The sequence below is a fragment of the Microbacterium sp. NPDC055988 genome (assembly GCF_042269505.1).
Classification (GTDB): domain Bacteria; phylum Actinomycetota; class Actinomycetes; order Actinomycetales; family Microbacteriaceae; genus Microbacterium.
Genome location: NZ_JBHJXY010000001.1, coordinates 392828 through 410898, shown reverse-complemented (window position 1 = coordinate 410898; position 18071 = coordinate 392828). Strand labels below are relative to the sequence as shown.

Genomic DNA, 18071 nt, shown 5'->3' with positions numbered 1-18071 from the left:
CGCGGATCCTGCGGCGTCCGCCGACGGGAAGGAACGCACATGAGCGGCGGCAACGACGACATCAGCACCGACCGGAACGACATCAGCACCGAACCCGGGCCCGGGACCGAGGGAAACGACAACCTCGGCACCGAAGACGCCAAGGGGAACCCGCCGACAGTGGTGCCCAGCGACGGCGGCGACACCGACGAGGGCGACGTCCTCGCGGAGGACCCGGAAGACGGCTAACCGCGTTCCTGGCCGACGCCTCAGCTGAGGCGCTCGGTCAGGTGGACGGTGACCTCGTCGCCGTCCGTCCGACCGATCCTCTTGCGGATCGCAGCAGTGACGGGCAGCTTGTGCGTGCCGTCGCCGAGGGCCATGAAAGCCCCGCGGAACGGTTCGCCATCGACGGTCCCCGCGACCTTGACGAGTCCGCGGGTCCCGAAGATGGTCGCCGAGTCCGGGAGTTGGACGCAGGTCCAGGTGTCGCCTTCGCGCACCTTTCCGAGGACCGCGGTGAAGGTGATGTCGAGTGGCGTGCTCATGGCTTTCTCCGGTTCCGCGAGTTCAGACGAAGAGGCCGACGACGGCCCCGATGACGGTGAGCTTGATCACCCAGTCGAGCAGGTGCACGGCTGCCACGGAAGGTGCGGTGTTCTCGTGCACGACGCCGCCCAGGAGCAGGATCAGCGGAAGCACCGACAGGGCGAGCCCGAGCAGTGCGCCGGAGGCGGCGCCGTGCCAGCCGGCTGCGGCCATCAGCCCGGCGACGAGGCCGGATGCGAGAAGGCTGCGCAGCACGACCGAACCCATCTGCGCGGCGACCGACAGGCCGGGCCGCGGGGTGCTCGTGCGAGTGACCAGGGCCGAGACCGGCGGCAGAGCGTAGAGCAGCGCGCTGGCGATGAACGAGACGACGGTGGCGATGGTGATGCCCCAGACGATCATGGCGGCTCCTTCTTTAGTACTGGCTAGTACTTCTAGTGTTCAGCGTAGATCGCTGTTTTAGGACTGTCAAGTACTAAACTCGGACCATGAGCACCGACCTCCCGACCCGCGGGCGTCCATCCGGCCTCACCGGCACCGATCTCATCGCCGTCGCGCGCGATGTCTTCCTGCAACACGGCTACCGCGGTGCGTCGATGGACGAGGTCGCCAAGCGCGCCCGCATCTCGAAGGCGTCGCTGTACCGTGAGCACGCCTCGAAGAGCGCGCTGTATGCCGCCGTCGTGCACCACTGGACGATGGCCGGTCGCGATGCGATGCGCCCCGCCCTCGATCGGTTGCGCGCGAGCGAAGACACCCGCGCGGGTCTCGTCGAACTGGCCGAGACCATGCGGGCCGGCATCCTGAGTCCCCCGGTGGTGGCGATGCGCCGGCTCGTCTCGGCCGAGGCACCCGAGCAGGCGGAGGTAGCGGCCACCTATCTGGAGGAGAGTTGGAACACGAACATCCAGAACCTCGCCGATACGCTGAGCGCGCTGGCGGCCGAGGGGCGGCTCCATCTCGCCGATCCGCGAACCGCCGCTGAGCAGTTCACCTGGCTGGTGATCGGTGCGCCGCTCAACGCCCGCATGCTCGGGGATGAAACGAAGACCGGTCCCGTGGACGGCGCCGTCGACCTCTTCCTCGCCGGCTACGGCGCCTCGGACCGTCGCGACGGATCCGAGGCGCCGACCGGTTAGGCCGTGACGTGCGCGGCGGAGGAGTTCGACCGCTTCGCCGCGGTCGGCGTCGCCCGGCGCATCGCATAGGCCCAGGTGGCGAGACTCAGGAGCGGACCCCAGAGCCAGAACGGGAACATCAGAAGCACATACAGCGTGTTCTCCACGTTGCCCACTCCTTCCAGCGCGAACTGGATGCCGGCCGCCGTGAACAGGACGCTGACGAGGCTCGCCGGGACGATGGCCAGCCCGGGCGGGACCGACCGCCCGCCGAGTCCCGCGAGGAAGCGGGGGAACCGCTCGCCCCAGGGCAGGATCAGGCCCAGGGTGAGCACGCCTCCGGTGAGCATGGCCGCGCCGAGCGCCAGACCGAGCACGCGGACCGACGGGTCTGCGGCGAACATCTCGGCGCTTCCGCCGAACAGCGGCCACGGGGTCAACCAGCTCGCTCGGGCGACCGCGTAGGGAAGAGCGCACACGGCCGCCACGATCGTGATCGCGCGGCGGTGACGGAGCACATCGCGCGCGAATCGGCTTCGACGGGACGACGGGTCGGCGATCATCCAGATCAGCAGTCCGGCGGCCGCGGCGACATGCGCGAGTGCGAGACCGGCCTGCGGGAGGATGATGCCGTAGCTGCCCAGGATCTGGGGGACGAGCGGCCCGGCGCCGAGCCCGATGGCGGCGTAGGCGAGGGCGCCGACGACCAACGCGCCGAGCAGCAGGCCGAGCAACGGACGGCGCAGCACCGTGAGCACGATGAGGGCCAGAACACCGACGATGACCATCATCGCGAAGGTGTATCCCGCCGCGGCGATGACCCCTCCGGGCATCGTGATGGCGAGGAGCACCCCGGCCACGAGACCGAGCGTGTGCAGGAGCCACCGCGGCACCGAGCGGTTCGCGAGGTCACGGGTCGACAGTGCGGAGACGGATACGAGGAGCGCGGCGAGCGCCCCCGTGAGGGAGAGCGCGAGTTCGACACCGTGGCCGAGGTTGCCGATCAGGCTCGAGGGCAGTGCGTCGACACCGGGGGTGAGCATCCTCACCAGGCTGGTGACGGTCACGGCCAAGGCACCGACAGCGGCGGCGAGGAGGACGAGGAAACGGGTGTGAGTGGACATGTCTCCACGCTAGGAACGTGTTCCGCCACCGACTTCGACCGCAGGGGTCATCCCCCTCACCCGCAGGAGTGAACCTGCCCGTGCAGAGCGGTCAGCGCCCCGGTCGCAGCAGGCCGTTCTCGTACGCCCAGATGACGACGTGCACCCGATCGGGAACGCCGAGCTTCGCGAGGACGGCCTTCACATGCGTCTTCACCGTGTTCGCCGAGAGGAACAGCTTCCGAGCGATGTCGTCGTTGGAGGCGCCGGTGGCGAGAGCGCGGGCCACCTCCTGCTCCCGAGGGCTGAGGGCGGCGAGCGCCGATGCCGGGTCCGCGCCGGGAGCGCCGTCGCGAACGAATCCGATCAGCGCCTCGGTGACCCGCGACGACATCACCGACTCGCCGGCGGCCACCGCGATCGCGGCATCCGCGAGTTCCGCAGGGCTCGCGTCCTTGGTGAGGAAGCCGCTCGCCCCCTCGCGGATCGCGGCATACACGTATTCGTCCAGGTCGAAGGTGGTCAGGATCAGCACCCGGGTGGCGGGGCGGAGCCGCAGCACCTCACGGGTGGCGGCGATGCCGTCCATCCCCGGCATCCGGATGTCCATCAGGACCACGTCGACGGCATGCGCCCGCACGTGCTCGATCGCCGCTTCGCCCGAGGATGCGGTGGCAACGTCCGACAGGCGCGGATCGCGCGCGAGCATCAGCGCGATGGCGGTGCGGAACAGCTCCTGGTCGTCGACGATCAGGATTCGCAAGGTCATCCGATGCTCCTCTCGGTCGGGAGATCCACCGTGACGATCCATCCCCGCGGATCCCGTCCGTGTGAGGTGAGCGTGCCGCCGGCGAGCCGCACCCGCTCGGTGATCCCGACCAGGCCCATACCGCTGCCGAGGTCGGTCGCGACCGGGCCGGACCCTCCGTCGTCTTCGATCGTCGCCTGCACCGCATCCGCCCGCCAGTCGATCCGCACCCCGATCGCGACCGGAGGCGCATTATGTCGGATCGCGTTGGTGAGCGCCTCGCGCACCGCGTGATGCAGTGCCAGCGCGGCATCGGCGCGAAGCGGAGTCCTGGTGCCCGATTCCGTCAGTCGCGCGTCTGTCGAGGGGGTGCGTACGCTCTCGACCAGCTCCTCGAGGGAGTCGATCGTGGGCAACGGCTCGCGCGGCGCATCGTCGGAGACGACCGAGCGCATTCCGCGCAGAGCCTCGCGGCCGGTGTCCACGACGATGCGGAGAGCGGCGTCGCTCCGGTCGGGGTCATCGGCGCGCAAGGTGCGGGCGACCTCGGCCTGGGCGATCATCACCGTCATCGAGTGGGCGACGAGATCGTGCAGGTCGCGGTTGATCCGTCCGCGTTCGTCCGCGATCGCCTGTGAGACGCGCGCCGCCATCCGCTCCTCGGCCTGGTCGCGCCGCACCCTCAGGACCAGCCCCAGCGCCCAGGCCGCCGCGATCGCGCCGCTGAGCCCGAGGAATGCGCCGAGGCGAAGCTCCGGATCGTCGAGCCGCAGTTCCGTGAAGGCGATGAGGCCGGCGCCGAAGATGCCGCCCGCCAGCGCCAGCACCCTCACGGTCGTGCGGGTCTGCGCGGCGACCTGGCCGATGACCAGCAGGTAGGCCGCTGCCGAGGGGAGGAACGCCCCGGAAGCCGCGCGGATGCCGGGGACCAGCACGAGAGCGCACATGACGGCGTTCGCGATCACGATGGCGGCGGTCGGGTGCCGGACGGCGAGCAGCGTCGCGAGGTGCAGCACCACGTACAGGGCGATCATGAGCGCGAGGATCCACGGCTCGGGGCGGGTGGCCGGCTCTGTGAGAATCGCGATGCTCGACGGCAGCAGGATCACGAGGGCGATGAGCGCCACGATGACGTCGACACGCAGCCAGGCGTGCCGACGGAGACTCGTCAAAGAGGCCTCGGACCGCATCGCCCTCATGCTCTCACGCGGGTTCGGGGCAGCGGATCACCCGTCCGGGTGAGTGTGGGGGTGGCCCGGTCGCTGCGGCATCCGTATCGCGTCGGCGACCGCTTCAGCGACGAGGGCGCTGGCGCGGACATCGAGGTGGATGCCGTCCGGATGCCGCGTGACGGACTGGCTGGTGACGTCGAACACGTCGATCAGATCGACCCCCAGAGTGCTCGCGACGGCGCGCACGATCGGGGCCACCTCGTCGGCGATGATCCGCTCGTGGACCCTGCGGCGATTGGGGAACGCGACGGGTGGAGTCAGCAGGAAGACGGTCGCGCCGCGCGTGCGATAGCGCTCGACGAACGCGACGAGCTGGGACCGGTAGCGCTCCGCATTCCAGTTGTCGCCGCGGGCATCGTTCGAGCCGAGCATGATGAGCACGATGTCCGCTCCCGCCTGCAGGGACGCCGTGGCCTGTGGAGTCGCGTCGTAGGGCCAGTCGCCTTCCTGCTGCAGCGTGCACCGATTCACGCCGTAGTTGAGCACCTGGTATCCGCCGCCGAGGATCCGCTCGAGCTGCGCAGGATAAGAGTGGAGATGGCGGCCCCGCAGCAGCGCGCCTGCCCCGTAGGTGTTGCTGTCGCCCACGGCGGCGATGGTCACCTGCGCGTCCCGCCGGCGGGGGACCGGGGGGAACATGATGTGGCGGTATGTGATCGCGCCCACGCCCGCCAGCACGGCGAGCGATGCGGCGAAACTCCGTGCGACGCGCGCCCGAGGTCCGCGCGCCCGGGTCACTTCGCTTCCTCGAAAGACTCACGCGCGGGGCTTTCGATCCCGACCCCCACCGCGATCAGCCGCGCGCGCAGGTCGTCCGCTCCCGCGAAGAGGTGAGTGTGGATCGACAGGCTCTCCGCTCCGGCGAGCTTCGACGGGGAATCGTCGGTGAAGAGCACCTCGGACGCTTCCACCTCGAGCGCATCGAGCACATGCTGGAACGCGCGTGCATCGGGTTTCGCGAAGCCGATCTCGGCGGAGTTGAAGACGGCGTCGAAGCGGTCGGTGATGCCGTGGGCGGCGAGCTCGTTCGGGATGGTGTCGGTGCCGTTGGTGAGCACCGCCGTGCGGAGCCCCGCGGCACGGACCTCATCGGACAGGGCCAGCACGTCCCCGTCGACCACGGCAGGGTGAACGCCCCACTCCGTGGCCGCCGTCGTGTTGCCGATCCGCTCGCCGATCCGGTGCACCCACTCCGCGCGGGTGATCCTCCCTGTGGTGACCTCGTCGATCAGAGGAGCGGAGAAAGCGGTGCCCGCGATCGTTCCCGACTCGAGGCCGTGGCGGCGCTCGATCTCGGCCACGTAGGCAGGATCGAAGTGACGGATCACTCCGTCGAGGTCGAACACCACTACTCGGATCATCCGTCCATCCTCTCTCAATCGCCGCCTGAATCGACCGCCGGGTGGAGACTGTCACCGACGCCCTCGCACAGGACAGGACAGGACAGGAGAACGATGACGACCGTCTTCCCCCGTTCCGTCTCGGTGGTGATCCCGGTGCGGAACGACGCCGTCCTTCTCGAACAGTGCCTTCGCGCCCTCGATCGGCAGACACGCAGAGCCGACGAGGTCGTCGTCGTCGACAACGGCAGCACCGATGACACCGTTGACGTCGCCGAGCGGTACGGCGCACGAGTGGTGACCGAGTCGGTCCAGGGCATCCCTCGCGCCTCGGCGGCCGGCTATGACGCGGCGACCGGCGACATCGTCGCGCGGTTGGACGCCGACTCGCGACCGAGGCCCGACTGGATCGAGCGGATCGAGCGGACGTTCCGCAGCCACGACGGCCTCGACTTCCTCACGGGCGACCCGAGCTTCTACGGCTCGACGCCGCTCGTGCACTGGATGGGGGAGCACCTCTACATCGGAGGCATGTACACCGTGCTCACTCCTCTGCTCGGGCATGCGCCGCTCTTCGGCTCGAACATGGCGATGCGTGCCGAGACCTGGCGGATGCTGAGCGGCGAGGTGCACCGCGAGGAGCAGAACATCCACGACGACTTCGACCTGTCGTTCCATGTGCGCCCCGAGATGACCGTGCTGCGGGACCGGAGTCTGGTCGTCGAGGTGTCGGCGCGCCCGTTCCGGGACTGGGCATCCCTCCGGCGTCGGCTGAGCTACGTGCTCCCCACGGTCCGGCTGCACCTGCCGCACGAGCCGCTGCACGTGCGGCGACGGGCGCGGCGTGAGGCCGAGACCGGAGCCCTCCGCGGCTGAGTCACCCGACGGCGCGCGCGTAGAGCTCGAGCAGGTCCGCGGTGAGCTGATGCGGAGTGGTCTCGCTGGGGCTGTGGCCAGTGGGGTAGGCGCGGAAGTCGGCATCGATGTCGTGGGCGTACCGTTCGTGGGCGGCCAGCGGCCACAGGTCGTGCGAGCCGGCGACGACCAGCTTGGGGATCGGCAGCGCCCGCACGCGGCCCCGCACGTCCGGGGCGGTCATCATGAGCCCGACGATCTCGTCGACGCTGCGTCTGCTCGTGAGCGCGAACCGGGAACGGACGAACTCGAGCCTCCGGGGCGGAACCCGGTTCTTGTTCGTCACGATCCCCCAGATCATGAGTCCGGCACCGCGACGAGGGCTTGCTATCGGGGCGATCGGGCCCAGCCACTTCATGGTCGCGAAGACGTTGCCGACGCCGGGCGGAGTGGTCAGGAGTGTCAGGGAGAGCACGAGCTCGGGGCGTCGGACGGCGACCAGCTGCGCGATCGTGCCGGCGAATGAGTAGCCCAGTAGATGCGCGGGGGCCCCGGCTTCGAGGAAGGCGATCAGATCGCCAATGAACAGCTCGTACGTGTACGTCGTGTGCGCCCCGGCGGCGTGTGATTCATACTGCCCGGCGAGGTCGAACGACTGCACGAAGAACCCGGCATCCGCCAGGAGCGGCAGCATCAGCGCGAAGTCCTCTTTCGAACCCGTCGCGCCGGGGGCCAGGACCACACGCGGATGAGTGGGATCGCCCAGCGACACCACGGCCAGCTCGCCGCTCGGCGCGGAGAATCGCGAAGCCCTCGACCCGGGCGGCGGCACCGTCCAGTCGACGTCGCCGATCGCCGCGTCGAGCTCGGCCGGGGCGATGTGCGCCCGCTCACTCCGCGAATCCGTCGACACGCTGAAAAGCTACTCCCCGAGCCGCATCCGCGGGAGCATCACGCGCGGGCACCGTCCGGCTTAGGGGGTCAGCGGGACGGTGCGTTCAGCCCCGGATCCTGCTCCAGCGTCGTGCGGGCCAGCTGGCGTGCAACCCCGAACGGCGCGGCGAACGTCTCCATGCCGACCGTGACGATGGCACCCTCGTAGAGCAGCATCAGGGCTTTCGACATCAGATCGGCGTCCGAAGCGCCGGCCTCCCGGCACAGCTCGGCGAAGAGGTCGAGCAGCCAGGACTTCTGTCGTGCCACCTCGGGGAAGACCGGATGGCCGTCGTGGCCGTCACCGATCTCGGCACGCGCGTTGATCGCGCTGCAGCCCTTGGGGCTGTTCTCGTCCGACCAGGCGATGGCCGCGTCGAACACGGCGAGCACGCGCGCGATGCCGGGCTCCGGCACGCGGGAGAGGTGTCCGGCTACGTGTTCCCGCCACCGTGCGTCGCGGTGCTGCAGGTAGGAGACGACCAGCGCCTCCTTCGACCCGAACCGGTCATACAGCGTCTTCTTGGTGACGCCTGCCGCCTCGGCGATCGTGTCGACCCCCACCGCGTGGATGCCGCGCTCGTAGAAGAGCAGTGACGCGGCGTCGAGCACCCGGGACGCGCCGGGCGTGAGGGGAGCGAGCTCGGGAACGGAGGTGGCCATGACAACAAGTATACCAACCTGTATAGTCTCAGGAATGGGTATACAGGTCGGTATAGTTCGTGTCGGGGTGACGGTCGCGGCATCCGTGGCCTTCGTCGTCACCTGGAGCTCCGGCTTCCTCGTCCCGGCGATGGTGCCGATCGATGTCTCGCCCCTCGCTCTGCTGGTGTGGCGGTTCGTCCCGCTGGCCGTGATCCTGCTCGCAGTGGTCGGATTCACCGGGGCCGGGCGTGGCGTCACGCGCGGCGACGTGGGGCATCAGGCGGTCATCGGTCTCTTCGCCCAGTTCGGATACTGCACGGCGGTGTACGCGGCCATCGCCTCGGGCGTCGCCACCGGCACCACCGCGCTGATCGACGCCGTGCAGCCGCTCGTCATCGCCGTCCTCGTCGGTCCGCTGCTCGGACTGCGCGTGCGCGGGGCGCAGTGGGCCGGGCTCCTGATCGGCGCGGCGGGGGTGCTCCTGGTGGTGCGCTCGCAGCTCGACGACTCGACCGCGCACCCCGTCGCCTACGTCTGGCCCGCCCTGGCGATGGCCAGCCTGATCGTCGGCACGTTCCTCCAGCGCCGTTCGGAACCGCGGACCGGCACGCTCGTGACGCTCACCATCCACGTGACCGTGACGGCCCTGGCGCTCGTGCCGGTGGCAGCGGTCTTCGGGGCGCTCGTGCCGCCGGCATCCGCGTCGTTCTGGGTGGCTGTCGGGTTCGCGGCGGTGTTTCCGACGCTCGCGGCCTACGGGCTGTACTGGTGGCTGCTGCGCCGGGTGGGCATCACTGCCCTGAATGCGCTGCTCTTCCTGATCGCCCCGACGACCGCGCTGGCCGGCGCGCTCCTGCTGGGGGAGCCGCTCACGGTCGTGACCCTGCTCGGCTTCGCGTTGTGCGCGGGCGGAGTGGCTGCGGTGCTCGTGAGCGAGGCGCGCGCCTCGCGCTCGACGGCGAGCCGTGCCGGAGTCGAAGTCGAAAGCGGGGCTGAAGGCGAGGCTGGAGTGGGGCCCGACGTCGGGGCCGGAGGCGCACCCCGCCCGACAGGTCAGGCTTCGGAGGTCCCGGTCGTGTGCTCGGCGCCGCGATTGTGAACGGTGATCGCGCCGAGGGCGACACCCGGACCCGCCAGCACCACCAGGAGTGGCCACCACCATCCGCTCGGCGCGAGCGTCACGGCGCCGGGGACCAGCAGGCCCGCGCCCACCGCTCTCAGCGCGTTCGACCGGGGCGGCACGGTCTGGGCGTTCCGCCAGAACGGGATCGGCACCTCGGCGTTGGCGCGCAGGGTCATCCACAGCGCGGTGTGGAAGAGGATGAGCGCGGCGAGCGTGACGGGGATTCCGAAGGCCATCATGCCTCCAACCTGCCATGCCTGCCGCGGAGCCCGCGTGCGCAACTCCTCAGAATCGTCGGGGTGTTCGCGATCGGGGAGCCTGACGTGCGGTTTCGCGCACTTTCTTGAGGAGTTGTGGACGCGAGCCGCTCGCCATTCAGGAAAAGGTCTCCGCATGGGTCCGAAACCGCGGCGAAACGGGCGGCGGCTCGGATTCTTCCTGAGTTGTGAACACGAACTCCGACCCTTGTCTGCTGGGCTGGCAGCGTTGCTACTATGGTCACGGAATCTGTGAGGGAGTGACGCCCCTCGGCCTTCGGGCACGCAGAGCCCGCGCGTCCGGCGTATCGACGAGAGGCCGATGAGCGATCGGCGAAGGTGTGGTGGCACCGCGATCTAGCCCCCGCCCGCACCTCCAGGGCTTTCGCCACCTGGAGGAATCATGTCGATAACCGACCCCGCCCGCACGCTCGCCACCCAGCTCTCCGAGACGCCCCCTGGCTCCCGGGTCACGCTCATGGGGCACGTCCATCGCCGCCGAGAGCTGGCGAAGGTGTCGTTCCTGATCCTTCGCGACAGATCCGGGCTCGCGCAGATCGTGCTGCGTCCCGAAGACCTGTCGGCCGAGGGGCTCCCGGGGGAGGAGACGGTGATCCGCGTCACCGGAACCGCCACGGCCAACGCGCACGCGCCCGGCGGCGTCGAGTTGACCTCGCCCGAGATCGAGCCGCTGTCCGAGCCCGCCCGCACTCCCGTGGTCGAGCTCTGGCGCCCCGTGCTGGATGCGTCCCTGCCCACCGTGCTCGACAACGCCGCCGTGACCTGGCGCCACCCGGCGCAGCGCGCGAAGTGGGAACTGGCTGCCGCGAGCCTGCGCGGATTCCGCCGCACCCTCGACGCTGCAGGCTTCACCGAGGTCCACACCCCGAAGCTCGTCGACGCGGTGACCGAGTCGGGCGCGAACGTGTTCCCGGTGGACTACTTCGGCCGGACCGCCTATCTCGCGCAGAGTCCGCAGTTCTTCAAGCAGCAGCTCGTCGGCGTCTTCGAGCGCGTGTACGAGGTCGGTCCCGTCTTCCGCGCAGAACCGCACGACACCGTTCGGCACCTCGCCGAGTACGTCTCCCTCGACGCGGAGCTCGGTTTCATCCGGGACCATCGCGATGTGCTGACCCTGCTGCACCAGGTGCTCGTCGGGATGCTCGAGGGCATCCGCGCCGAGAGTGGAGAGGCGCTGGACCGCCTCGACGTGGCGCTCCCGGCGATCCCCGATGAGATCCCGGTGATCCACTTCCTGGATGCGCTGAAGCTGGTCGGCGCCCCCGAAGACGAGCCCGACCTGGCGCCGGCTCACGAGCGTGCGCTCGGGGAGTGGGCCAGGGAGAAGCACGGCAGCGACGTGCTCGCAGTGGAGGGCTACCCAATGCGCAAGCGGCCCTTCTACACGCACCCTCAACCCGACGACTCGCGGTGGAGCAACAGCTTCGACCTGATCTTCCGAGGGCTCGAACTCGTGACCGGCGGGCAGCGTCTGCATCGGTATTCCGACTACATCGCCGCCATCGAGGGGCGCGGGGAGTCCCCGGATGCCTACGCCGCGTATCTGTCGGCCTTCGAGCACGGGATGCCGCCGCACGGAGGCTTCGCGATCGGACTAGAGCGCTGGCTGTCGAGGCTCATCGAGGCGTCGAACATCCGGGAGGTGACGCTCTTCCCGCGCGACCTGCACCGACTCACGCCCTGAGTCGGGGAGGCGCTGTGCACAACTCCTCAGAATCGACCTGTCGACCGGTGCTCTGTCGCCTGCGACGCGAAATCGCGCACTTTCTTGAGGAGTTGTGCACGGGGTGCCGGGCACCTCCTCGCCCGATAGTTGCGCTTTCGCAACTATCGGAGTATGGTTGACCTCGATCAACTTTCTACGCAGGAGCGTCAAACCAAGTGACAAACACCCCATCCTCAGCACCCGAAGCCACCCGCTCGGCTCGCGAGGTCTTCACCGCGATCTCCGGACTCGTCGTCGGCATGTTCGTCGCCGTGCTCTCGGGCACCGTCGTGTCGACCTCGATGCCGGTCATCATCGCCGACCTCGGCGGCACCCAGTCCCAGTACACCTGGGTCATCACCGCGAGCCTTCTGGCCACCGCCGTCTCGACCCCGATCTGGGGCAAGCTCGCCGACCTGGTCGACCGCAAGGTGCTCGTCCAGATCTCCCTCATCCTCTTCACGGTCGGCACCGTGATCGCCGGCTTCTCGACCGACACGAACATGCTCATCGCGGTCCGCGTCATCCAGGGCATCGGCGTCGGCGGCCTGATGTCGCTCGTCATGATCGCCGTGGCCCTCATCATCTCCCCGCGTGAGCGCGGCAAGTACATGGGGGTCGTCGGCGGCATCATGGCCCTCGGCACCATCGGCGGCCCGCTGCTCGGTGGCCTCCTCACCGATGTGTGGGGCTGGCGCTCCAACTTCTTCGTCGGCGTGCCGTTCGCGATCCTCGCCCTCGTGCTGCTGCAGTTCACCCTGCACCTGCCCAAGCCCCAGCGCGACACCAAGGTCTCGATCGACTACTTCGGCATCGTGCTCCTCGCCGTCGGCGTCTCGACCCTTCTCATCTGGGTCTCGATGGGCGGCAGCCAGTTCGAGTGGGACTCCTCGACGAGCATCATGCTCGCCGTGATCGCCGCAGTCGCGATCGCCGCGTTCATCACGGTCGAGTTCTTCGTCAAGGAACCGATCGTCCCGATGTCGCTGTTCCGCAACCGCACCTTCACCCTGTCGGTCATCGCCTCGATCGCCATCGGCGTCTCGATGTTCGCCACCTCGGTGTTCCTCGCGCAGTACTTCCAGCTGGCTCGTGGCGCCACGCCCACCGAGTCCGGCCTCATGACCATCCCGATGATCATCGGACAGATGGGCGCGTCGATCATCATCGGCCAGCTCGTGAGCCGCTTCGGCAAGTGGAAGGGCTGGATGCTGACGGGCTCGATCCTCGCCACCATCGGCGTCAGCCTGATGGCCACCCTGCGCTACGACACCCCGTTCCCGCTGGTCGCCGTCTACATGTTCATCCTCGGTGCGGGTCTCGGCATGGTCATGCAGAACCTCACGCTCATCGTGCAGAACGACACCGCTCCGCAGCAGCTGGGCGCCGCGTCGTCGAACGTGAACTTCTTCCGCACGATCGCCGGCACCATCGGTGTCACGGTCATGGGTGCGATGCTGTCGACCAGCGTCGCGTCGTACATCACCGACTCGCTCGACGGCTTCACGCCGACGACGCCCGCCGAGGTCGAGGCGCTCAAGCACCTCGCCTCGGGTGATGTGCCGAAGGTCGGTCAGCTGCCCGACACGATCCGCACGATCGTCGAGGGCGCGTACGGGCACGGCATCGCCGATTCGTTCATCATCGCCATCCCGCTCGCGGTGATCGCCATCATCGCGATCGCGTTCATCAAGAACAAGCCGCTGTCGACGAAGAATGCCGCCGAGCAGATGCTCGAGCAGGCGGAGGAGTCGATGATCGAGGTCTCCGAGGCCGAGGTCGGCGCGTCGCTCTCCACCGGTGCCATCCGGCTCGGGGGCGCGGAGTCCGCCTCTCCCGCGACCGGTTCGGTGCGCGTTCTCGAACGCGAAGATCGGGACCAGGAGCGCTGAGATGCTCGCCCCCGAAGCGGTCGCGTCGACGGATGTCGACAGTGCGCTCGGCGACCTCCAGGCGCACCTGAACCTCATCTTCGCGAGGACCAGGTCGCTCTGGAAGGAGTCTGCGGCTCGGGTGCACCCCGAGCTGCAGGTGGCCGGGTACAAGCTGCTGACGTTCATCGCCCGGGCGGGCACCGCGAACGCGCATGAGCTGGCTGAGCGTTTCGAGATGGACAAGTCCGTCATCAGTCGCCAGGTGCGGATGCTGGAAGAGGCGGAGCTTCTCGAGTCCCGGCCGGACGAGCGGGACGGGCGGCTGCGGGTGCTGAGCGCGACGCCGTCGGCCTGTGCCGCGCTCGCCGAGGTCCGCCGCGAGTACGGCACCCGCCTGCAGGCCGTGGTCGACGAGCTGACCCCCGACGAGATCCAGGCCGCATCCAAGGTCTTCCGTCTTCTCGCAGAGGTCTGAGTGGAGCCCCGCTGTCGCGTACGACTGCGGGGCTTCGCCGTACACTGGCGAGCATGAGCGCCTCGCCCGACGCCCCGTCCGACACCCCCGCATCCCGCTCTGAGGAGGATCTTCTGGGCGGAGCGGACCTCGACCAGGCCGTCACCCGGGTCGAGCAGGAGCTCGGTCGACTCTTCGCCCGCATCCGCATCAGCTGGCGTGAGGCCGCGGCGACCGTGCATCCCGATCTCCAGCCGCTCGGCTACCAGGTGCTCACGTCCATCGCGACTGGCAAGGCGACATCGGCCGGCGCGATCATCGAGCACCTGCAGACCGACAAGTCGGCGGTGAGTCGTCAGGTGCGCCAGCTCGAGCAGCTCGGACTCGTCGAGAGTGTGCACGATCCGGAGGACCGCCGCGCGCGTGTCCTCGTCGCGACCGACCTGGCGCAGGAGCGGATCGCCATCGCCCGTTCCCGCTACGAGGGGCGCATCGGCGAGCGGTTGCGCAAGTGGACGGCCGCCGACCTCGACCACTTCGCCGAACTTCTGGCCGCGCTCGGCGGCAACTGAGGTCAGGGGAGTCTCAAGCCTCCCGCCGCACACCTTCCCTGAGCACAACTTCGGAGATCGGGGTGGACACGCCGTCGGCCCGGCGGATTGAGCGGCGCGGCGGCCGCGGAATCCGAAGTTGTGCTCAGCAAGGGCGCGGCCGAGCATCGCGCTCGGGCGGCGACTGAGGGGAATACGAGGCTCGCCCCGAGCCTTACCTCCCACTGTGACTCTTTTCGAACCGGCCGTCTTCGGCGCCCTGCAGCTGTCCAATCGCGTCGTCATGGCGCCGCTCACCCGCACGCGTGCGGATGACGACGGGGTGCCCACCGATGCGATGGCGGAGTACTACCGGCAGCGCGCGGGTCAAGGTCTCATCATCTCCGAGGGCACGTGGCCGGCTGCCGAAGGCAAGTCCTATGCGGGCCAGCCGGGCATCGTGACGTCGGCGCAGATCGAGGGGTGGCGGCCCGTCACCGCGGCCGTCCACGAAGCGGGCGGCACGATCGTCATGCAGCTGATGCACGGTGGGGGAGTGGGGCACCCGGAGATCTCGGGGCAACCTCGTGTGGTCGCCCCGAGCGCGCTCGCTGCACCCGGTCAGACGCACACGCCCGTGGGCAAGGCCGACCTCCCGGTCGCTCACGCGCTCACCCTCGACGAGATCCCCGAGGTCGTCGAGCAGTTCGCGCAGGCCGCACGCAACGCGATCGCCGCCGGCTTCGACGGTGTCGAAGTGCACGGCGCCAACGGCTACCTGGTGCACGAGTTCCTCTCGCCGGTGTCGAACATCCGCGACGACCGGTACGGCGGGTCGCCCGAGAACCGCGCCCGCTTCGCGATCGAGGTCACGGCCGCCGTCGCCGCCGCGGTGGGAGCCGACCGCACCGGTATCCGGCTGTCGCCCCAGCACAACATCCAGGGTGTGCTCGAAGAGGACGACGCGGATGTCCGCGTGACCTACGCCGCCGTCGCCGCGGGGCTCGCGCCGCTCGACCTCGCGTTCATCGACGTGCTCAGCGCCGCGCCGACGAGCGAGCTCGTGCAGCACATCCGGCGCACGGCGGGCTCACCCCTGATCATCAACACGGGCTTCGGAGTGGTCACGACGCGGGAGGATGCCGAAGCGCTGGTCGCCGACGGGTGGGCGGATGCCGTCGCCGCCGGTCGCCCCGTGATCGCCAACCCCGACCTGGTCGAGCGCTGGCGTGAGGGCGCAGAGCTCAACGACCCGCGCCCGCAGCTGTTCTACGGGCGCACTGCCGAGGGGTACACCGACTACCCGTCGCTGGAGGGCGTGCGCGCCGGGGTCTGAGGGGCCGTCGAGAGGCGCGTGACGGAGAGGTCGACGAGGGGCAGAGCGTCGCGCGGAACCACGGCCGTGCACACCACATGCTCGTCGACCCGGAATCCGACGCTGTAGACGAACGGGTCGGTGTCGATCTCAAACGCGGGGTGATCACGTCCGTCGACCTCGACCGAAGTCTCGGATGCCGCGGTGGTCGTGGCAGCCCACGCGTCGTCGTCGGCGCGCGGATCCCAGGAGAGCCCGAGCTCTTCGCGGAACTGGTTGCGCAGGATGTGGTTGGTGTGGGCGGCGAGCTGCTCGGCGAGGCTGGTCCCCTCGCGGGCAGGCGAGGCATTCCAGGTGGTGCGCACCGCCTCCCACAGCATCGGGTAGCGGAACACCTTCACCTGCTCGATCAGCCAGGTGGGTCGTCCCCACGGAGGTTCGTCTTCGAGGGAACGCCTCGTCGCCTCGTCCAGCTCGACTTCATTGCGCGGGTCGGCGTGGTCGTCGGGATACCGCCACAGCGTGTAGCTGAACGCCGCGGAGATCTCTTCGCGCCCGGTCGCGCCGCCGATCTCCGTGAAGCCGGCGATCGGTATGCGCGTGAGCGCCGGTTGCGGCCTGAGCTCGAAGACGGGGAAGGGAAGGCCGCGTACCCGGGCCTCCGACTCGATGCTCGGGTCCGGCGCATCCATCGGGACCACTCCGCTGAACTCCATCGGTCCAGTGTGCCCCGTCGGGCCGCCTCACAACAGGATGTCGTCTGCAGAGTCCAGACTCCGCCATCTCATCTCGCGGGCTCCTCGTCGCTCTCGCACATCCGCTTCCGGCAGCGGTCCCAAGTCGATGCCGGTCAGGGCCGCGATGTCGGCGATCGGCACCTGGAAGGTGCGGAAAGCCCCGAGAGGCGGCACGGCGAGCACCCCCGCCCGCGTGTCCACGAGCTCTGACTGATCGAGCACGAAGCCGGTGGCGGCGAGCCCCTCGGAACCCTGCCAGGCGGCGATCTTCCAGAACCGCAGCGGGATCCGGATGCCCCGATAGGGCGGATCGGCGTCGGCGAGGATCGGCGCGGTGAACACCGACACCCGCTGATCGGTGGCTTCGGCGTAGGCGAGCACATGGTCTTCGAGGCCGAGCCAGAGCTCCTTCGACTGGTTGAAACCCGCAGCCTGCGGTGCGGCGTTCGGGTAGAAGAACGTCGCCTCGGTGGCGGTTCGGGCCGCGTCGGCCGACCCCCATCCGGGATCGCGGCGGCGCACGAGGTGCCCGCGGTCGAGATCGTTTCGGGCGTACACCTCGGGTCCGGTCTGCTCGGCGGCCGGCACGCGTTCGTCGAGACGCCAGTCGCCGGTGCGCGGGAGGTCCTGCAGAGAGGCGCCGTCGAGGTTGACCGCGGTCACGGCGGCGAGCTGCCGCGCGGGATCGAGGAGCACCGTGAAACGCGGATAGGGGAGCGGGCGCACCGCCTGTGCCGGGCGCGGGAGGGGGACGGGCGCTGCGAGGAAGTCCGGATCGTAGCCGTCGGTCATGTCTCCATCGTGCCCGGTGCCACCGACGCGCGCACAGCTCAGGTCAGTCAGTTCAGCCGACGATCACGTCGAGCGCGACGGTGGGGCACGCGACCCGCGGCAGATCGGCGAGACCGCTGCCCCGAACGGAGTCGCCCGTCGCCCATCGCGGGTCGGTCGACACCACCACGCGACCGACACCGTTCGTCAGCGTGACCTCGCTGCCCAGCGCGGCGAACCGGTGGGTCAGGTCCCGCTCGACCGCCGAGACGAGCAGATCGAGTCCGGCGACGCCGATCCGCTGTCCGTCCACATCGGCGGGCACGGCGATCGTGATCGTGTACTCGTCGCTGCAGAGGTAGTCGACGTACGGGCCGGCCACATGCGGCTCCCCGGTGGTCATCGGCACGCGGTACCACTCGAGCGCGCTGTAGTCGATGTTCTCCTTGTTGAGCGACTGCGAGGCGAGCACGAGCTGCCGTCGATCGTCGCCCTGCCACCACGCCAGGTGGCTGTGGGCGTCGGCGAGCAGGTCGATCGCGGCGATGAACCCGGCGCCGTACACGGGCACGCCGCGCAGGTCGAGTGTCTTCAGGGCATGCGGGCGCACCAGGGCATCGATCTTCGAGCGGGTGAGCGGTCCGGAGGCCCTGGCCTCGGCGACCTGGGTGGCGAACGGCCCCACCCAGTCGACGAGGGCGCGCACGGGCGCGGAGAAGTAGTCCTCCACGATCGCGGCCGCGGCCTGGGTGGCGGTGTCGGTTGCTGTGTTCATCGCGTCC

General features: G+C 69.4%; 22 protein-coding genes. 9 read left to right on the top strand and 13 right to left on the bottom strand.

Annotated features, from left to right (window positions below; all coding sequences use genetic code 11):
• Positions 1-39: 39 nt before the first annotated feature.
• A complete protein-coding gene (locus ACFC14_RS02180; RefSeq protein WP_376101005.1) occupies positions 40-228 on the top strand; it encodes a hypothetical protein in 189 nt (62 codons plus the stop codon).
• A gap of 20 nt (positions 229-248) precedes the next feature.
• On the opposite strand, the gene ACFC14_RS02175 is transcribed toward ACFC14_RS02180, so the two are convergent.
• Complete coding sequence (locus ACFC14_RS02175) at positions 249-527, bottom strand: DUF1905 domain-containing protein (protein WP_376101003.1); 279 nt, start codon at positions 525-527, stop codon at positions 249-251.
• Between the two features lie 22 nt (positions 528-549).
• Complete coding sequence (locus ACFC14_RS02170) at positions 550-930, bottom strand: DUF1761 family protein (RefSeq protein ID WP_376101001.1); 381 nt, start codon at positions 928-930, stop codon at positions 550-552.
• An 86-nt stretch (positions 931-1016) separates the two neighbouring features.
• Here ACFC14_RS02170 and ACFC14_RS02165 point away from each other — a divergent pair, with 86 nt between their 5' ends.
• Positions 1017-1667, top strand: a complete 651-nt coding sequence (locus ACFC14_RS02165; protein ID WP_376100999.1) for a TetR/AcrR family transcriptional regulator — start codon at positions 1017-1019, stop codon at positions 1665-1667.
• On the opposite strand, the gene ACFC14_RS02160 is transcribed toward ACFC14_RS02165, so the two are convergent.
• The 5 genes from ACFC14_RS02160 to ACFC14_RS02140 all read right to left on the bottom strand — a co-directional run bounded on the left by ACFC14_RS02160 (position 1664) and on the right by ACFC14_RS02140 (position 6090).
• Positions 1664-2770, bottom strand: a complete 1107-nt coding sequence (locus tag ACFC14_RS02160; protein WP_376100997.1) for a hypothetical protein — start codon at positions 2768-2770, stop codon at positions 1664-1666. The genes ACFC14_RS02165 and ACFC14_RS02160 overlap by 4 nt on opposite strands.
• A gap of 91 nt (positions 2771-2861) precedes the next feature.
• Positions 2862-3518, bottom strand: coding sequence for a response regulator (locus ACFC14_RS02155; protein WP_376100995.1), 657 nt, complete (start codon positions 3516-3518; stop codon positions 2862-2864).
• Positions 3515-4687: a histidine kinase gene (locus ACFC14_RS02150; protein ID WP_376100993.1), complete on the bottom strand. Its 1173-nt coding sequence runs from the start codon at positions 4685-4687 to the stop codon at positions 3515-3517. The genes ACFC14_RS02155 and ACFC14_RS02150 overlap by 4 nt, the downstream gene beginning before the upstream one ends.
• 36 nt (positions 4688-4723) lie before the next feature.
• On the bottom strand, positions 4724-5467 hold the full coding sequence (locus tag ACFC14_RS02145; protein ID WP_376100991.1) for a GDSL-type esterase/lipase family protein: 744 nt from the start codon (positions 5465-5467) through the stop codon (positions 4724-4726).
• Positions 5464-6090: an HAD family hydrolase gene (locus ACFC14_RS02140; RefSeq protein WP_376100990.1), complete on the bottom strand. Its 627-nt coding sequence runs from the start codon at positions 6088-6090 to the stop codon at positions 5464-5466. The genes ACFC14_RS02145 and ACFC14_RS02140 overlap by 4 nt, the downstream gene beginning before the upstream one ends.
• A 93-nt stretch (positions 6091-6183) precedes the next feature.
• Here ACFC14_RS02140 and ACFC14_RS02135 point away from each other — a divergent pair, with 93 nt between their 5' ends.
• Positions 6184-6945, top strand: a complete 762-nt coding sequence (locus ACFC14_RS02135; RefSeq protein WP_376100988.1) for a glycosyltransferase family 2 protein — start codon at positions 6184-6186, stop codon at positions 6943-6945.
• A 1-nt stretch (position 6946) separates the two neighbouring features.
• Here the strand turns inward: ACFC14_RS02135 and ACFC14_RS02130 are convergent, their stop codons facing one another.
• Positions 6947-7837, bottom strand: a complete 891-nt coding sequence (locus ACFC14_RS02130) for an alpha/beta fold hydrolase (protein ID WP_376100986.1) — start codon at positions 7835-7837, stop codon at positions 6947-6949.
• A gap of 68 nt (positions 7838-7905) precedes the next feature.
• The gene (locus ACFC14_RS02125; RefSeq protein ID WP_376100984.1) at positions 7906-8520 is read right to left on the bottom strand and encodes a TetR/AcrR family transcriptional regulator; all 615 of its coding nucleotides are present in this window, start codon (positions 8518-8520) and stop codon (positions 7906-7908) included.
• A gap of 34 nt (positions 8521-8554) precedes the next feature.
• Here ACFC14_RS02125 and ACFC14_RS02120 point away from each other — a divergent pair, with 34 nt between their 5' ends.
• Positions 8555-9601, top strand: coding sequence for a DMT family transporter (locus tag ACFC14_RS02120; protein WP_376100982.1), 1047 nt, complete (start codon positions 8555-8557; stop codon positions 9599-9601).
• Here the strand turns inward: ACFC14_RS02120 and ACFC14_RS02115 are convergent.
• Positions 9556-9864: a hypothetical protein gene (locus tag ACFC14_RS02115; RefSeq protein WP_376100980.1), complete on the bottom strand. Its 309-nt coding sequence runs from the start codon at positions 9862-9864 to the stop codon at positions 9556-9558. The genes ACFC14_RS02120 and ACFC14_RS02115 overlap by 46 nt on opposite strands.
• Positions 9865-10285: 421 nt before the next feature.
• Between ACFC14_RS02115 and aspS the strand changes: the two genes are divergently transcribed.
• The 5 genes from aspS (at position 10286) to ACFC14_RS02090 (ending at position 15802) form a co-directional block, all read left to right on the top strand.
• A complete protein-coding gene (gene aspS, locus ACFC14_RS02110; protein WP_376100978.1) occupies positions 10286-11587 on the top strand; it encodes an aspartate--tRNA(Asn) ligase in 1302 nt (433 codons plus the stop codon).
• Positions 11588-11784: 197 nt separating this feature from the next.
• Complete coding sequence (locus tag ACFC14_RS02105) at positions 11785-13500, top strand: MDR family MFS transporter (RefSeq protein WP_376100976.1); 1716 nt, start codon at positions 11785-11787, stop codon at positions 13498-13500.
• Between the two features lies 1 nt (position 13501).
• Positions 13502-13957 carry a MarR family winged helix-turn-helix transcriptional regulator gene (locus ACFC14_RS02100; RefSeq protein ID WP_376100974.1) on the top strand — a complete coding sequence of 152 codons (456 nt, stop codon included), beginning with the start codon at positions 13502-13504 and terminating at the stop codon, positions 13955-13957.
• A gap of 53 nt (positions 13958-14010) precedes the next feature.
• On the top strand, positions 14011-14508 hold the full coding sequence (locus tag ACFC14_RS02095) for a MarR family winged helix-turn-helix transcriptional regulator (protein ID WP_376100972.1): 498 nt from the start codon (positions 14011-14013) through the stop codon (positions 14506-14508).
• Between the two features lie 205 nt (positions 14509-14713).
• The gene (locus ACFC14_RS02090) at positions 14714-15802 is read left to right on the top strand and encodes an alkene reductase (protein WP_376100970.1); all 1089 of its coding nucleotides are present in this window, start codon (positions 14714-14716) and stop codon (positions 15800-15802) included.
• Here the strand turns inward: ACFC14_RS02090 and ACFC14_RS02085 are convergent.
• Genes ACFC14_RS02085 through ACFC14_RS02075 form a run of 3 tightly spaced genes read right to left on the bottom strand, consistent with a single transcriptional unit; the run spans position 15766 to position 18064 of the window.
• Positions 15766-16497 (bottom strand): hypothetical protein, encoded by a 732-nt coding sequence (locus ACFC14_RS02085; RefSeq protein ID WP_376100968.1) that lies wholly within the window; start codon positions 16495-16497, stop codon positions 15766-15768. The two genes, ACFC14_RS02090 and ACFC14_RS02085, sit on opposite strands and share 37 nt — an antisense overlap.
• A 27-nt stretch (positions 16498-16524) precedes the next feature.
• A complete protein-coding gene (locus ACFC14_RS02080; RefSeq protein ID WP_376100966.1) occupies positions 16525-17310 on the bottom strand; it encodes a DNA/RNA non-specific endonuclease in 786 nt (261 codons plus the stop codon).
• A gap of 52 nt (positions 17311-17362) precedes the next feature.
• Complete coding sequence (locus ACFC14_RS02075; RefSeq protein WP_376100964.1) at positions 17363-18064, bottom strand: cache domain-containing protein; 702 nt, start codon at positions 18062-18064, stop codon at positions 17363-17365.
• Positions 18065-18071 lie beyond the last annotated feature (7 nt).